The following is a 15,575-nucleotide window of genomic DNA, read 5'->3' as shown; positions in this document are numbered from 1 at the left end:
AATTAACTTCGGACAAGAAAGTGATATTACACCTGAAAAGATAAGTGTGTGAAAACGATTTGATTATCCATACATTTTGCACAACACTGCGAATAACAATTTATGCATTCAGAGATGACTATGACCGTTACCCGTCCCCGTGCCGAGCGCGGCGCATTTCCGCCAGAAACCGAACATTACGGACGTTCACTCTTAGGTGCCCCGTTAATTTGGTTTCCCGCGCCGGCAGCCGATCGTGATAGTGGACTCATTCTGGCGGGTACCCACGGTGACGAAAACGCATCAATTGTCACGCTGTCCTGCGCCTTGCGTACGCTTACCCCTTCCCTGCGCCGTCACCACGTGGTACTGGCGGTAAACCCTGACGGGTGTCAGCTCGGCCTGCGCGCCAATGCTAACGGGGTTGATCTCAATCGTAATTTCCCGGCAGCAAACTGGAAAGCAGGTGAAACTGTCTACCGCTGGAATAGCAGTGCAGAACAACGTGATGTCGTGCTGTTGACGGGGGATCATCCGGGCTCCGAACCGGAAACCCAGGCGCTGTGTCAGTTGATTCACCGCATTCATCCCGCCTGGGTGGTCTCATTTCACGACCCGCTGGCATGCATTGAGGATCCGAGGCACAGCGAACTGGGCGAGTGGCTGGCTCGAGGGTTTGCACTCCCCCTCGTCACCAGCGTGGGTTATGAAACACCGGGTTCTTTCGGCAGTTGGTGTGCCGATCTGAACTTGCACTGCATTACCGCAGAGTTCCCGCCCATCTCTTCAGATGAAGCCAGCGAAAAATACCTGCTGGCGATGTCCAATTTGCTGCGCTGGCACCCTAAAGATGGAGTTGCCCGGTCGTAAAATGCAGGGCGGGCTGCACATCGTTCGCAAGCCAGGTCGGGCCGTCGAGATCGGCAAAGCAGACCTGCGGCGTAAGCGGCAAAGCGGCATTGATCGCGCGCGATGTGCACAGCATGCATCCCAGCATCAATGCAAAACCCTGTTCTCGGGCTTCGGTCGCCAGCGCCAGTGCTTCCGTCAGGCCACCGGTTTTATCCAGCTTAATGTTCACCATCTCATAGCGTCCGTGTAGCGCTTTCAGGCTACTGCGGGTATGGCAGCTTTCATCCGCGCAGATGGGCAGCGGATGCACAAAATTCTCCAGCGCGGCATCATCCTGAGCAGGCAGCGGCTGTTCCAGCATGGCAACACCTAAGTCAGCCAGCAGCTGACAGCGTGCAGCCAGACCTTCGGCACGCCAGGACTCATTGGCATCAACAATCAACGTCGCATCAGGAACAGCCGAACGAATAGCGACCATACGTTCGCTGATTAAGCGCGCATCCAGTTTGACTTTCAGCAGCGTCGCCCCGTTCTCCCACAGGGCGGCAGCGCTTGCCGCCATCTGTTCCGGCGTGCCGATCACCACCGTCTGAGCCGTCGTTACCGTTGCATCGAGTTCGACACCGACCTGCTCGGTCAGGGTTTGCTGCTGTTGCCGGGCACTTAAATCCCAAAGCGCGCAGTCGACAGCATTACGTGCGGCACCGGCAGGCAGTAGCTTTTGTAAATCTTCGCGCGTCAGTCCGTTTTCCAGCTGTGGGGCGATACCCATAATTTGCGCCAGTACCGAAGCATCGCTCTCGCCATAGCGAGGATAAGGCGTACACTCGCCGATCCCCTTCACGCCGTTTTCTTCCAGTTCGACCACCACCACGTGCGCTTCGGTCCTGCTGCCACGGGCAATTACAAACGGGGTGTGTAACGGCCAGGCTTCCTCATATACCTTCACTGTTCTCATTTGTTTTCCTTATGCAGTCCCGGAAGTGGATATCCGCAAATAGCGTTTGCCGTGTTAACTGTTGATGGCATAAACTAACCTCGACGTTAACTATATGTAAACAGGAAGATAACCATGTCACAAACCGTTCATTTCCAGGGCAACCCGGTTGCCGTTGCCGGCTCCATTCCTCAGGCAGGTAGCAAAGCGCAGGCTTTTACCCTTGTGGCTAAAGACCTGTCCGACGTTACGCTGGGCCAGTTTGCCGGCAAGCGCAAAGTGCTGAATATTTTCCCAAGCATCGATACCGGCGTCTGTGCGGCATCGGTACGTAAGTTTAACCAACTGGCGACAGAAATCGACAATACTGTCGTACTGTGTATCTCAGCCGACCTGCCATTCGCCCATTCTCGCTTTTGTGGCGCGGAAGGTCTGAGCAACGTGATCACTCTGTCCACCCTGCGTAACGCGGAATTCCTGAAAAACTACGGCGTTGAAATCGCCGAAGGCCCACTGAAGGGCCTGGCCGCGCGTGCCGTGGTGGTTATCGACGAGAATGACAACGTCATTTTCAGCCAGCTGGTGAATGAAATCACCAACGAGCCAGACTATGCTGCCGCTCTGGACGTACTGAAAGCCTAAGTCGCCCTAAAGCAAAAAGCCTCCATTCGGAGGCTTTTTCATCTACGTATTACTCTTCGCTTTTTTTCTGCTGACTCAGACCGTATTCACGTAACTTATTGGCGATTGCCGTATGCGAAACACCAAGTCGTTTGGCCAGTTTGCGCGTACTGGGATAATTCATATACAGCTGCGTCAGGACAGAGCGCTCGAAGCGGCTGGTAATTTCATCCAGCGACCCTTCCATCACCTCTTCCCCCACAGCTACCGTCGCCGCATCATAATCCGGTAATAAGATATCCTGTGGCCGCAGTTCGTACCCTTCAAGCTGGGTTAATGCCCGGTAGATAGCATTTTTCAACTGGCGCACGTTACCCGGCCAACCGTAGCGGGTTAACACCGTACTGAGATCGGCGGACAGTTTCGGGCGCGGCACGCCCTGTTCGTCGGCAAAACGCGCCACAAACAGCTCGGTGAGCGGCATAATGTCTTGCGGACAATCGCGCAACGGCGGCAGGTTGAGCGTCAGTACATTCAGACGATAATAGAGATCTTCGCGGAACAAACCTTTCTGTACCAGCTCCACCAGATTTTTTTGCGTGGCGCAAATCACACGGACATCAACGTGAACCTCATGATCTTCGCCGACGCGGCGGAAGGTCCCGTCATTAAGAAAACGCAGCAATTTGGTCTGCATGCTCGGCGACATTTCGCCAATTTCATCCAACAGTACTGAACCACCGTTAGCCTGCTCAAAGAAACCTTTTTTACCTTCCCCCGCATGACCAAACAGCTCGCTTTCTACCGCATCTTCAGGGATCGACGCACAATTCAGCGCCAGATAAGGTTTCGCCGCTCGCGGGCTTGCCAGATGGCAGGCATGGGCAAACAGATCTTTCCCCGTCCCGGTATTGCCGGTAATCAGCAGCGGCGCACTCAGCATGGCCAGTTTACGCGCCTGTTCTACCACGTGTTTCATTTTGGCGCTGACAGCAATAATCTGGCTAAAGGCGCTCAGGTCCTGGGTGGTCATGTTTTGCAACTGACGCCCCATGCGGATGGTGGAACGCAGCATCACCACCGCGCCGGTTAACATCTGTTCCTGATTTTCGCCCTGCAAATGGACAGGGGTTATTTCCATCAGGAAATTCTGTCCATTAATGACGACATGCTCGCTGTGGGAATCCTGCGGATTGCTCTCCAGCCAGCGCTGGAAGTTAAAGCCATTGATGAGTTGCGCCGCCGTGTGGTTGCGCATACGATCCTGAGTGTGGGCAAAAAGCTGGCAGCTCGCCGGGTTCGCCATCTCCACTTTGCTTTTCATGTCCAGTGAAAGGACCGGTTCAGGCAGCGCCTCAAGCAGCGCGCTCAGCGCCAGGTGTTCGCGTTCAGAAGGCATCCAGGGCACGGTGCGCACATCCGTAACACCGGCAATACGGCGGATTTCAGCCATCAGGCTGCTGAAGTTGGTGAACTCCAGTTCCGCAAAATTAAGGTAGATTCGCCCGATGGGGTCGATCTCGATACCGCGTAAGTCAATGCCTCGAAGCACCAGTAAATCGAGTAATTCGCGGGTCAGACCAAGTCGGTCTTCACAAAACACTTCCAGACGCATGGGAACCTTCACCTAAACAAGGGATCATGTGATAGATGATAAGCCAGTATTTCGTTAGCAGGAAGGACTCTGTCAACAAATATTGACAGCACGCTGGAAAATTAGGCGCCGGGGCGTAAAGTTATACGATCGGCGCCCATTTTTACTCAGCTTTCACGCGCAGGTTTATTCTTTTGTACGGTCTCTTTGACCTGAGTGATCAGCTGGCGACGGAAATCACCGAGACGCGGTTTATCATCGTCAATCCACGGCAGCGGACGACACAGTTCCATCGCTTTAATCCCCAGACGCGCCGTTAACAACCCGGCGCCAATGCCCTGGGCAGCACGCGTGGATAAACGTGCAGCCAGATCCTGCGACATCCAGTCCATACCGACTTCACGAACCAATTCACTGGCCCCGGCAAAGGCAATATTCAGCAGCACCAGGCGGAACAGGCGCAAGCGGCTGTAATAGCCCAGTTCGATGCCGTATAGCGTCGCAATACGGTTAATCAATCGCAGATTTCGCCAGGCGATAAATGCCATGTCCACCAGCGCCAGCGGGCTGACCGCGATCATCAACGTAGATTCTGCCGCTGAGCGGCTGATTTCACGTCGCGCCTGCGCATCCAGCACAGGCTGCACCAGATGAGCATACAGACTCACCACTTCACGATCGTTTTGCGTTTCGTGTATAGAGGCATACCAGCGCTGTAGCGCCGGATGAGACTGGTCGATACCCGCCTGCTGTGCCAGCTTTTCACAAAACGCGCGCCCTTTGCCGGCGCCATGGCTATGCAACAAATCCCGCGCTTCATCACGCTCGTGCGCGCGCTGGCGTAAACGCCACAGCCGACGCCACTCCGTTGCCACCGAACCGACACCGGCGCCAACGATCAGCGCCCCGGCGACACACCCGCCCAGCGCAACCCAGTCCTGCGTTTGCCAGGCATTCATCGTCCACTGCACACCCTGTGCGACCACGCTGACGCCAAACAATGCCAGTCCGCTCATCACCATTTTGCGCCACAGGCTACGCTTAGGACGTAAAGCAGCATCAATGACCGCTTCAGCTTGTCCTTCATCTGCCAGCGGCTCGTCAAGTTGAGCCGGAGAAAAAGTCTGCGCTTGCGTATCGTCGAACATCTGCTGCGCTTTAAAGGCCGGACGTTGATCAACGTCCAGCGGTCCTGAGAAATCGATACGCGGTTTTAACGGCTCGCTCATCGCAATTTATCTCCTATTAAAAACTCCAGCGCGGCATCAAGACGAATGTGCGGTAAGGGCTTATCCACATCCATGACCTGCGGACGAAACGCTTCAAACTGAAAGCCCTGACTGTCCCAAAACGCCTGACCCGGTAAGCGTGCTGGCACCTCTCCCGGATAGACGGTTAGCGGCGCGCCGTCGCTCAGGCGGTTCCCCCGCAGTGCCGGGATCTTCTCGCCTTTCACATCGATCAATCCGCTGGTAGTGGCCTGTACCGACGCCAGCCCCAGACAATCCATGCTGATGCCTTCAAAGGCGGCATTTTGCCAGGCGTCCTGGATCAGTTGCTGCAGTAGCGACACCATGTTGGCATGCTGATCGACCGTCACGTGGTCGGCTTTGGTAGCGGCAAACAGTAACTTGTCGATCACCGGTGAGAACAACCGCCGGAACAATGTACGCTGACCATAATGGAAGCTTTGCATCAATTGCGTGAGCGCCAGACGCATATCGTTAAACGCCTGTGGTCCGCTATTGAGCGGTTGCAGGCAGTCAACCAGCACAATCTGACGGTCAAAGCGCAGGAAGTGATTCTTATAAAACCCCTTCACCACTTTCTCGCAGTAGTAATTGAATCGATCGCGCAGCATGCCAGCGTTGGTGTGTTTATCAGCCTGCGCCAGTTTCGATTCGCCATACGCGTCAACATCCGGCCACGGGAAAAACTGCAGCGCGGGTGCGCCCGCCATATCGCCCGGCAGAACAAAGCGCCCCGGCTGAATAAAATGCAGGCCCTGCTGCTTACACTGATGCAAATAATCCGTCCAGGCGGCGGCAATCTCCGCCAGACGATTTTCATCGGCGGGCGCTAAGGGATCTAACCCCTGACTTAACTGCCGCCATTTTGCCGACCATTCTGCCCGCTGGCCCTGCAATAATCCGGTCATTTGCCGCGACCAGCTCAGGTAATCCTGTGCCAGCATCGGCAAATCAAGCAGCCATTCGCCCGGATAATCGACGATCTCCAGATATAACGTGGAGGTGTCTTTAAAGTGGCGCAGCAATGAGTCATTGGACTTATAACGCAGCGCCAGACGAATCTCACTCACGCCGCGCGTCGGTGTCGGCCAGGTCGGCGGAGCACCGTACAGCTGGGCCAGCCCTTCATCATAGGTAAAGCGCGGAATGCCAAAGTCGCGTTGTGGAACCCGTTTAACGCCGAGCAGACGCTCTTCGCGCACCGCGCTGAGCAGCGGCAGACGAGCGCCGGCATGAATATTGAGTAATTGGTTCACCATCGCGGTGATAAACGCGGTCTTACCACTGCGGCTAAGCCCGGTGACAGCCAGACGCAGATGCCTGTCCACGCCGCGATTCACCAGCGAATTGAGTTCATTTTTGAGTCGCTTCATCGCCATCCCGTTATGCTGAAGGAGCCGTAGAAAATATAACAAACTGGAAGTAAAGATAGGGGGGTAATTCTTATTTATCAACTACCTGAGGTCTAGCAGGCGACAAAAAATAATGTCGCCCGAAATAGATGTACATTGCGCGATTATTTGTTTTCTACTTTCGGAAGATCAATGCTTTTGATCCCCCCTTCATTTGTGACCTGCGTGTATCCCATCTCGGTAAGCATATCTTTCGCCTGTCCCGATTGCCGCCCGGAGTTGCAGTACAGTTTCACGGTGTCGGTCTTATCCGGAACCTCGGACGCGATGTGCGCTTTGAGATCTTTTAAGGGAATGTTGACGGCTCCCTGAACATGCTCCTGCTGGTATTGCTCAGGTACGCGGACATCAATCCAATGTTCCGCGGCAAAAACCGGCATACCGATGAGCAACGCTAGCGCGAATACCCCTTTTCTCAACATAGTATCGTCCTGTTAAATGACCTAATTTCATCTAACACTATATAACTGATCTTAAGAAAATATTGCGAGCGCACTATCACTGACCATAACGGCGGGATATTTTTTTGGCGACCTTGTTCAATAAAGGTTCAAGCATCAAAACCAGCAACATTTTTAGCGGGCGACGGGCGACGGATTTTACCGCCCACCCGGCGACGCCCGCCGGGCCGTAGCGAAGTGCCGTAAACAGAACCAGCTTACCTGCTAATTTAACGCTAGGCTTTACCCTCTGCCCGGCACGTTGCCAGCGATTGTTCATCTCATTCCTCACAGTTGACGGAAGCGGCTACGCAATGTGAAGGTATCTGACGTCACATAACGCTCCATATCCCGCAAACGATTTTCACTGGCCGCGAGTTCGCGGTCGACGGCATCCAACAGTTCCCCGCTGGACGGTTGCTGTTCACCGGTTGCGACATTGTCCGGCATTGGGTCCAGCACAAAAGTCAGTACGATATAGGCCACCAGGGTGAAAAAAGCCAGGCCGAAGAAAATCGACAGTACTACCAGAATTCGCACCAGCTTCACCGGCACGTCGAGATACTGCGCGATGCCTGCGCAGACCCCCTTCACCATGCCCTGCTGCGGAATACGCCACAACTTTTTGTTCAGGTTAACGCCTCCCATTAGCGGTCCCTCCAGTTAGGATGTTCAGCATCCAGAATGTCTTCCAGCGTCTGAATACGCTCACGCATGCGCTGCGTTTCAGCGTTCAGCTCCACTAAACGCTGCTGTTCGTTCTGCGACAATTCGCCACGACTGGAACGGTTGCTGTAATGCAGCCATAACCAAATCGGTAAAACAAACAGCACAAAGATGGTTAACGGGATGGCCAGAAATAGCGCGCTCATGAGTACTCCTTACAGGTGATGAGCGGCGGCGCGTTCGGGCGCCGCCAGATATTATTATTGCTTGTCTTGCTGCATTTTGGCTTTCAGTTGCGCCAACTGCTCGCTAATTTCATCATCCGCTTTCAGGTCGGCGAATTGCTGATCCAGCGATTTTTGCTTACCAAAGTTATGGCTTTCAGCTTCAGCTTCCATATGGTCGATACGACGCTCAAAAGACTCAAAGCGCGCCATGGCTTCATCGAGCTTACCGCTGTCCAGTTGACGACGAACATCACGTGAAGAACTGGCGGCCTGATGACGCAGGGTCAATGCCTGCTGACGAGCACGGGTTTCACTGAGTTTATTTTCCAGCTCGCCAATCTCTTTTTTCATGCGTGACAGCGTGTCATCAACCAGCGTCACTTCATGTTCCAGCGAGGCGATCAGATCGGTAAGCTTCTGCTTTTCAATTAAGGCAGAGCGCGCCAAATCTTCTTTCTCTTTACGCAGCGCCAGTTCTGCTTTTTCCTGCCACTCAACCTGTTGCGCTGTGGCCTGTTCAATACGGCGGGATAGCTGTTTCTTTTCCGCCAGCGCACGTGCCGAGTTCGAACGCACCTCAACCAACGTGTCTTCCATTTCCTGAATCATTAACCGCACCAGCTTCTGCGGATCTTCAGCCTTTTCCAGCAACGCATTGATGTTGGCGTTCACGATGTCGGCAAAACGAGAAAAAATACCCATAATGTAATCCTCACTGATAGTTCTGATATCGGGCGATGCCCTGCTGCTGGATTAATGCAGATTGCGTGCCAACTTTATAACCACTTGATTATAAAAATAATAGTTAATTTTACCTGATAGCGAAATTAGGGTACATTGGTGAATAACACTAACAAATAGTGAATTTCATCATGACCGGATACAAAGACAACCTTCTCGGCGAAGCCAACAGTTTCATCGAGGTGCTTGAGCAAGTTTCTCAGTTGGCACCGCTGGATAAACCGGTACTGGTGATCGGTGAGCGCGGCACGGGCAAAGAGCTGATCGCTAACCGCCTGCATTACCTCTCTTCGCGCTGGCAAGGGCCGTTTATTTCGCTGAACTGTGCGGCGCTCAATGAAAACTTACTCGATTCAGAACTGTTCGGTCACGAAGCCGGCGCCTTTACCGGCGCACAAAAACGTCATCCCGGACGCTTTGAACGCGCTGATGGCGGGACGCTGTTTCTTGATGAACTGGCCACCGCCCCGATGCTGGTACAGGAAAAACTGCTACGGGTGATTGAATACGGGGAACTCGAACGTGTTGGCGGCAGCCAACCGCTGCAGGTTAACGTGCGCCTGGTCTGCGCCACCAACGCCGATTTACCGCGGATGGTTAATGAAGGGACGTTTCGCGCGGACCTGCTCGACAGGCTGGCCTTCGATGTGGTGCAACTTCCCCCGTTGCGGGAGCGTCAAAGCGACATCATGCTAATGGCCGAGCACTTTGCCATCCAAATGTGCCGGGAAATTGGCTTACCACTGTTTCCAGGCTTTAGCGCACAGGCCAGGGATACTCTGCTGCACTACCGTTGGCCGGGCAATATTCGTGAGCTGAAAAACGTCGTCGAGCGCTCTGTTTACCGCCACGGCACCAGCGAATTTCCACTGGATGAAGTCGTGATTGACCCTTTCAAACGCCACACCGTACAACCTTCGGAGCAGGAAACGCATCCCGCGCCGGTGACACTGCCGCTGGATCTACGTGAATTCCAGCAGCAACAAGAAAAAGCATTTCTGCAAACCAGCTTGCAGCAGGCAAAGTTTAATCAGAAAAAGGCGGCAGAATTACTCGGGCTGACCTACCACCAGCTGCGGGCATTGCTCAAAAAACATCAGATTTAGCGGTTCCTTGACCTGAATCGCACACATTTACGCCAGTTACCTGCAGACATTTTTACCTGACGGGCCGTTGTGCGATACACTTTGCAGATCGACTCTAAAAACCTTAAAAATTATGCGCCTGGTTTTATCATCTCTGATTGTGATGGCTGGACTTCTGAGTGGTCAGGCTGCTGCCGCGCCTGAGCAGACCACGCACGCTGATATTCGTGACAGCGGCTTTGTCTATTGCGTCAGCGGACAGGTCAATACGTTCAACCCACAGAAAGCGAGCAGTGGACTGATCGTCGACACGCTTGCCGCCCAACTTTATGACCGTCTGCTTGATGTGGATCCTTACACCTATCGCCTGGTGCCAGAACTGGCCGAAAGCTGGGAGGTGCTGGATAACGGCGCAACGTACCGCTTCCACCTGCGTCGTGACGTGCCATTTCAAAAAACCACCTGGTTCACCCCTACTCGTAAACTGAATGCAGACGATGTGGTGTTTACCTTCGAGCGAATCTTTGACCGCCAGCATCCGTGGCACAATGTTAACGGCAGCAACTTCCCCTACTTTGATAGCCTCCAGTTCGCCGATAATGTGCAAAGCGTGCGCAAGTTGGACAGCCATACCGTTGAATTTCGCCTGACTCAACCGGATGCGTCTTTCCTGTGGCATCTGGCCACGCATTACGCGTCGGTTATGTCAGCGGAATACGCGGGGCAGTTGGCAAAACAGGATCGCAAGGAATTACTGGACCGACAGCCTGTCGGTACCGGTCCGTATCAGCTTTCGGAAAATCGTGGCGGGCAATATATTCGCCTGCAGCGTCACGACGCGTTCTGGCGCGGGAAACCCTTAATGCCGCAGGTCGTCGTTGATCTCGGTTCTGGTGGAACCGGGCGCTTATCGAAACTGCTCACCGGTGAATGCGACGTGCTGGCCTGGCCTGCTGCCAGTCAGCTCAGCATCTTACGTGATGACCCACGTTTGCGCCTGACGCTGCGCCCTGGGATGAACATTGCTTACCTGGCTTTCAATACCAATAAACCCCCGTTGAACAACCCGGCAGTGCGTCATGCACTGGCGTTGGCAATCAACAACCAGCGGCTGATGCAGTCGATCTATTACGGTACAGCAGAAACCGCCGCATCTATTTTGCCGCGCGCCTCGTGGGCGTATGACAACGAAGCTAAAATTACAGAATACAATCCGGCAAAATCTCGCGAGCAGTTAAAAGCGCTGGGGCTGGAGAACCTGACGTTACAGCTTTGGGTACCAACCAGCTCCCAGGCCTGGAACCCCAGCCCGCTGAAAACCGCCGAGCTTATTCAAGCGGACATGGCGCAGGTTGGCGTGAAAGTGAAGATTATTCCGGTGGAAGGTCGTTTTCAGGAGGCGAGATTAATGGATATGAACCATGATCTGACGTTGTCCGGTTGGGCGACAGACAGTAACGATCCTGACAGTTTTTTCCGTCCGCTGCTTAGCTGTGCCGCCATCAACTCGCAGACCAACTTTGCCCATTGGTGTGATCCGGAGTTTGACAGCGTTCTGCGCAAAGCGCTGTCATCGCAGCAGCTCTCGTCACGCATTGATGCCTATGACGAAGCGCAAACGATCCTGGCACGAGAGCTACCCATCCTGCCGCTGGCCTCTTCACTGCGTTTGCAGGCCTATCGCTATGACATCAAAGGCCTGGTACTCAGCCCATTCGGTAATGCCTCCTTTGCCGGCGTATCCAGGGAAAAGAAAGATGAGGTGAAAAAACCATGATTATCTTTACCCTGCGTCGCTTTCTATTGCTCCTGGTCACCCTGTTCTTCCTGACGTTTATCGGGTTCAGCCTGAGTTATTTTACCCCCCATGCTCCTCTGCAGGGTGCGTCGCTGTGGAATGCGTGGGTATTCTGGTTCAATGGCCTCATCCACTGGGATTTCGGTGTATCCAGCATTAACGGACAACTGATCTCGGAACAGTTGAAAGAAGTGTTCCCTGCCACAATGGAATTGTGCGTTCTCGCCTTCGGTTTTGCGCTAATGGTCGGTATCCCGATTGGCATGCTGGCGGGGATCACACGCAATAAATGGCCGGATCGATGCATTAGTGCCTTTGCCCTGATGGGTTTTTCCATCCCGGTTTTTTGGTTAGCACTGTTGCTGACGCTGTTCTTCTCGTTAACGCTCGGGTGGCTGCCCGTGTCTGGCCGTTTTGATCTGCTTTATGAAGTCAAACCTGTTACCGGTCTTGCCATCGTCGACGCGTGGCTTTCCGACTCGCCGTGGCGCGATGAAATGCTGGTCAGCGCAATACGCCACATGGTGCTGCCGGTGTTAACGCTCTCCGTTGCGCCAACGACCGAAGTCATTCGCCTGATGCGTATCAGTACCATCGAGGTGTTCGATCAAAATTACGTAAAAGCGGCGGCCACTCGCGGCCTGTCACGGCTGACCATTTTGCGTCGCCACGTACTGCATAATGCCCTACCGCCGGTAATCCCGCGTCTTGGTCTCCAGTTTTCCACCATGCTGACGCTGGCGATGATCACCGAAATGGTCTTTAGCTGGCCAGGCCTTGGCCGCTGGCTGATCAACGCCATTCGCCAGCAGGATTACGCCGCAATTTCAGCCGGCGTGATGGTGATTGGCTCACTGGTCATTATCGTAAACGTGATCTCTGATATTTTGGGTGCCATGGCTAACCCTCTGAAACATAAGGAATGGTATGCCTTACGATAGCGTATACAGCGAAAAGCGCCCACCTGGCACGCTGCGTACCGCGTGGCGCAATTTTTATGGCGATGCGTCTGCAATGGTCGGTCTGTATGGCTGTGCGGGACTGGCCATACTGTGTGTTTTCGGTGGCTGGTTTGCGCCTTATGGTATCGATCAGCAATTCCTGGGTTATCAACTGCTCCCGCCTTCCTGGTCGCGTTATGGCGAGGTGTCATTCTTCCTTGGGACCGACGATCTGGGACGTGACGTATTAAGCCGCCTGCTGAGCGGTGCAGCTCCCACTGTCGGCGGCGCATTTGTTGTCACGCTCGCCGCCACGATATGTGGTCTGGTATTGGGGGTTTTAGCCGGGGCAACCCACGGTTTACGCTCGGCAGTGTTGAACCATATTCTCGATACCCTGCTCTCGATCCCGTCGCTGCTGCTGGCGATCATTGTGGTGGCGTTTGCTGGCCCCCATCTGACGCACGCGATGTTTGCCGTCTGGCTGGCGCTGTTGCCACGCATGGTGCGCTCTGTCTATAGCATGGTGCATGACGAGCTGGAAAAAGAGTATGTCATTGCTGCCCGACTGGATGGTGCCTCCACGCTCAACATTCTGTGGTTTGCGATTTTGCCCAATATTACCGCTGGGCTTATCACTGAAATCACCCGCGCTTTGTCGATGGCGATTCTGGATATTGCCGCACTGGGCTTTCTCGACCTCGGCGCACAGCTTCCGTCGCCGGAATGGGGAGCCATGCTGGGCGACGCGTTGGAGTTAATTTACGTTGCCCCATGGACCGTGATGTTGCCCGGGGCGGCGATCATGATTAGCGTGCTGCTGGTAAACCTGTTAGGTGACGGTGTACGCCGCGCAATTATCGCGGGGGTGGAATAATGCCATTACTGGATATTCGTAACCTGACCATTGAGTTCAGAACCGGCGACGACTGGGTAAAGGCCGTTGACCGCGTCAGTATGACGCTCAATGAAGGCGAGATCCGTGGACTGGTCGGTGAATCGGGCTCCGGTAAAAGTTTAATCGCCAAGGCTATTTGCGGCGTGGCAAAAGACAACTGGCGCGTGACCGCTGACCGCATGCGCTTTGATGATATCGATCTGCTACGACTGTCTGCCCGCGAGCGGCGTAAACTGGTCGGTCATAATGTGTCCATGATCTTTCAGGAACCGCAGTCCTGTCTCGATCCGTCTGAACGCGTCGGACGGCAACTGATGCAAAATATTCCCGCCTGGACCTATAAAGGGCGCTGGTGGCAACGCATTGGCTGGCGCAAACGCCGCGCGATTGAACTGCTGCACCGCGTCGGGATAAAAGACCATAAAGATGCGATGCGCAGCTTCCCGTATGAGTTGACGGACGGCGAGTGCCAGAAAGTCATGATTGCCATCGCCCTGGCGAATCAGCCACGTTTGCTGATTGCCGATGAGCCGACCAATGCGATGGAGCCCACCACTCAGGCGCAAATTTTCCGTCTACTGACCCGGCTCAATCAAAACAGCAACACCACCATTTTGTTGATCAGCCATGACCTGCAAATGCTCAGCCAGTGGGCGGATAAAATCAACGTCATGTACTGCGGACAAACGGTGGAAACCGCGCCAAGTAAAGATTTGGTGACGATTCCGCACCATCCTTATACACAGGCGTTGATCCGTGCCATTCCAGATTTTGGTAGCCCAATGCCGCATAAAAGCCGCCTGAATACGATGCCTGGTGCGATCCCTTTATTGGAACAGTTACCAATGGGGTGCCGTTTGGGGCCGCGCTGCCCTTACGCTCAACGTGAGTGCATTGAAACCCCACGACTGACCGGAGCAAAGAATCATCTCTATGCCTGTCATTTCCCGCTGAACATGGAGAGAGAGTGAGATGGTAGAAACACTGCTCGAAGTACGTAACCTGAGCAAAACCTTTCGCTACCGGACGGGCTTGTTTCGTCGCCAGACCGTAGAAGCCGTCAAGCCACTGAGCTTTACACTGCGTGAGCGCCAGACGCTTGCCGTCATTGGCGAAAACGGCTCCGGTAAATCGACGCTGGCAAAAATGCTGGCCGGAATGGTTGAGCCGACCAGCGGTGAGCTGCTGATTGACGATCATCCGCTAAAATACGGTGATTATTCTTTTCGCAGCCAGCGCATTCGTATGATTTTCCAGGACCCGTCAACGTCGTTGAATCCGCGCCAACGAATTTCGCAGATCCTCGATTTCCCGCTGCGTCTGAATACCGACCTTGAGCCGGAGCAACGCCGCAAGCAGATCGTCGAGACCATGCGCATGGTCGGCCTGCTGCCCGATCACGTTAGCTACTACCCGCATATGCTGGCACCCGGCCAAAAACAGCGTTTGGGGTTGGCCCGCGCCCTGATTTTACGTCCCAAAGTGATTATCGCGGACGAAGCGCTGGCCTCGCTGGATATGTCGATGCGTTCGCAGCTGATTAACCTGATGCTCGAGCTACAGGAAAAACAGGGTATTTCATATATCTATGTGACGCAGCATATTGGGATGATGAAACACATCAGCGATCAGGTGTTGGTGATGCACCAGGGCGAGGTCGTCGAGCGCGGCAGTACGGCGGATGTGCTGGCCTCGCCGCTGCATGAACTGACCCGCCGCCTGATATCCGGGCATTTCGGTGAGGCGCTCACCGCCGATGCCTGGCGCAAAGATCGCTAACTGACATCCTCTTCAGGCAACAGGAATCTGATGTTTCCTGTTGCCTGAATGGCCGTCACCGCTTGACTGATTAATTTTACTATTCCTAAACAGTAGGTTAGCAAAAATACCTATGTTAGTATTGCCTCATCATTCGGAGGTGTAGACGACCTTAACTGGACATAATTACTCTCTTAGTTAAGCATGCGCCATTCAGTTTTTAGTTTCATCTGGTCACCTCCAGCATACTTTTAGATAACCACAGCGGCATGCTTTGGGATTTAATTTCATGAGGGATTTATGGCCAGTGAGATAATACTTGATCTTGATTTACCTGAATACCGGGTAATGACTCCAACTTATTGATAGTGTTTTA

General features: G+C 53.9%; 17 protein-coding genes. 8 read left to right on the top strand and 9 right to left on the bottom strand.

Annotation, left to right across the window (positions count from 1 at the left end):
- Positions 1-120: 120 nt before the first annotated feature.
- Complete coding sequence (gene mpaA / locus FDX01_RS07535) at positions 121-849, top strand: murein tripeptide amidase MpaA (protein ID WP_137399551.1); 729 nt, start codon at positions 121-123, stop codon at positions 847-849.
- Here the strand turns inward: mpaA and ycjG are convergent.
- Entirely contained in the window at positions 824-1,789 is a 966-nt protein-coding gene (gene ycjG / locus FDX01_RS07530; RefSeq protein WP_115258341.1) for an L-Ala-D/L-Glu epimerase, read from the bottom strand. The genes mpaA and ycjG overlap by 26 nt on opposite strands.
- 114 nt (positions 1,790-1,903) lie before the next feature.
- On the opposite strand from ycjG, the gene tpx reads away from it, so the two are divergent.
- Entirely contained in the window at positions 1,904-2,410 is a 507-nt protein-coding gene (gene tpx, locus FDX01_RS07525) for a thiol peroxidase (protein WP_096756896.1), read from the top strand.
- A 49-nt stretch (positions 2,411-2,459) separates the two neighbouring features.
- Here tpx and tyrR read toward each other — a convergent pair whose 3' ends face one another.
- From tyrR to pspA, 8 genes are all read right to left on the bottom strand, one after another.
- A complete protein-coding gene (tyrR, locus tag FDX01_RS07520; RefSeq protein WP_115258340.1) occupies positions 2,460-4,004 on the bottom strand; it encodes a transcriptional regulator TyrR in 1,545 nt (514 codons plus the stop codon).
- A gap of 146 nt (positions 4,005-4,150) precedes the next feature.
- Entirely contained in the window at positions 4,151-5,212 is a 1,062-nt protein-coding gene (locus FDX01_RS07515; protein ID WP_096756894.1) for a YcjF family protein, read from the bottom strand.
- The gene (locus FDX01_RS07510; RefSeq protein ID WP_135911928.1) at positions 5,209-6,606 is read right to left on the bottom strand and encodes a YcjX family protein; all 1,398 of its coding nucleotides are present in this window, start codon (positions 6,604-6,606) and stop codon (positions 5,209-5,211) included. Before FDX01_RS07510 ends, FDX01_RS07515 begins: the two co-directional genes overlap by 4 nt.
- Positions 6,607-6,749: 143 nt before the next feature.
- Complete coding sequence (gene pspE / locus FDX01_RS07505) at positions 6,750-7,067, bottom strand: thiosulfate sulfurtransferase PspE (protein WP_115258338.1); 318 nt, start codon at positions 7,065-7,067, stop codon at positions 6,750-6,752.
- Positions 7,068-7,143: 76 nt separating this feature from the next.
- Entirely contained in the window at positions 7,144-7,365 is a 222-nt protein-coding gene (gene pspD / locus FDX01_RS07500) for a phage shock protein PspD (protein WP_137399550.1), read from the bottom strand.
- 8 nt (positions 7,366-7,373) lie between these two features.
- Positions 7,374-7,733 carry an envelope stress response membrane protein PspC gene (pspC, locus tag FDX01_RS07495; RefSeq protein WP_096756891.1) on the bottom strand — a complete coding sequence of 120 codons (360 nt, stop codon included), beginning with the start codon at positions 7,731-7,733 and terminating at the stop codon, positions 7,374-7,376.
- Positions 7,733-7,957: an envelope stress response membrane protein PspB gene (gene pspB, locus FDX01_RS07490; RefSeq protein ID WP_137399549.1), complete on the bottom strand. Its 225-nt coding sequence runs from the start codon at positions 7,955-7,957 to the stop codon at positions 7,733-7,735. Before pspB ends, pspC begins: the two co-directional genes overlap by 1 nt.
- A gap of 54 nt (positions 7,958-8,011) precedes the next feature.
- Positions 8,012-8,680, bottom strand: a complete 669-nt coding sequence (gene pspA, locus FDX01_RS07485; RefSeq protein ID WP_096756889.1) for a phage shock protein PspA — start codon at positions 8,678-8,680, stop codon at positions 8,012-8,014.
- Positions 8,681-8,835: 155 nt separating this feature from the next.
- Between pspA and pspF the strand changes: the two genes are divergently transcribed.
- From pspF to sapF, 6 genes are all read left to right on the top strand, one after another.
- Entirely contained in the window at positions 8,836-9,825 is a 990-nt protein-coding gene (gene pspF, locus FDX01_RS07480) for a phage shock protein operon transcriptional activator (RefSeq protein WP_170974766.1), read from the top strand.
- A 112-nt stretch (positions 9,826-9,937) separates the two neighbouring features.
- Positions 9,938-11,581: an ABC transporter substrate-binding protein SapA gene (sapA, locus tag FDX01_RS07475; protein ID WP_115258335.1), complete on the top strand. Its 1,644-nt coding sequence runs from the start codon at positions 9,938-9,940 to the stop codon at positions 11,579-11,581.
- Positions 11,578-12,543 (top strand): peptide ABC transporter permease SapB, encoded by a 966-nt coding sequence (gene sapB / locus FDX01_RS07470; protein ID WP_096756886.1) that lies wholly within the window; start codon positions 11,578-11,580, stop codon positions 12,541-12,543. Before sapA ends, sapB begins: the two co-directional genes overlap by 4 nt.
- A complete protein-coding gene (gene sapC, locus FDX01_RS07465; RefSeq protein ID WP_096756844.1) occupies positions 12,530-13,420 on the top strand; it encodes a peptide ABC transporter permease SapC in 891 nt (296 codons plus the stop codon). The genes sapB and sapC overlap by 14 nt, the downstream gene beginning before the upstream one ends.
- Positions 13,420-14,412: a peptide ABC transporter ATP-binding protein SapD gene (sapD, locus tag FDX01_RS07460; protein ID WP_096756843.1), complete on the top strand. Its 993-nt coding sequence runs from the start codon at positions 13,420-13,422 to the stop codon at positions 14,410-14,412. Before sapC ends, sapD begins: the two co-directional genes overlap by 1 nt.
- 1 nt (position 14,413) lies before the next feature.
- Positions 14,414-15,220: a peptide ABC transporter ATP-binding protein SapF gene (gene sapF / locus FDX01_RS07455; RefSeq protein ID WP_096756842.1), complete on the top strand. Its 807-nt coding sequence runs from the start codon at positions 14,414-14,416 to the stop codon at positions 15,218-15,220.
- The last annotated feature ends 355 nt before the right edge of the window (positions 15,221-15,575 follow it).

The organism is Citrobacter sp. wls613 (genome assembly GCF_005281195.1).
Taxonomy (GTDB): Bacteria; Pseudomonadota; Gammaproteobacteria; order Enterobacterales; family Enterobacteriaceae; genus Citrobacter; species Citrobacter gillenii.
Note: the sequence above shows the minus strand (reverse complement) of the source record. Positions and strands in the feature narration are given on the sequence as shown.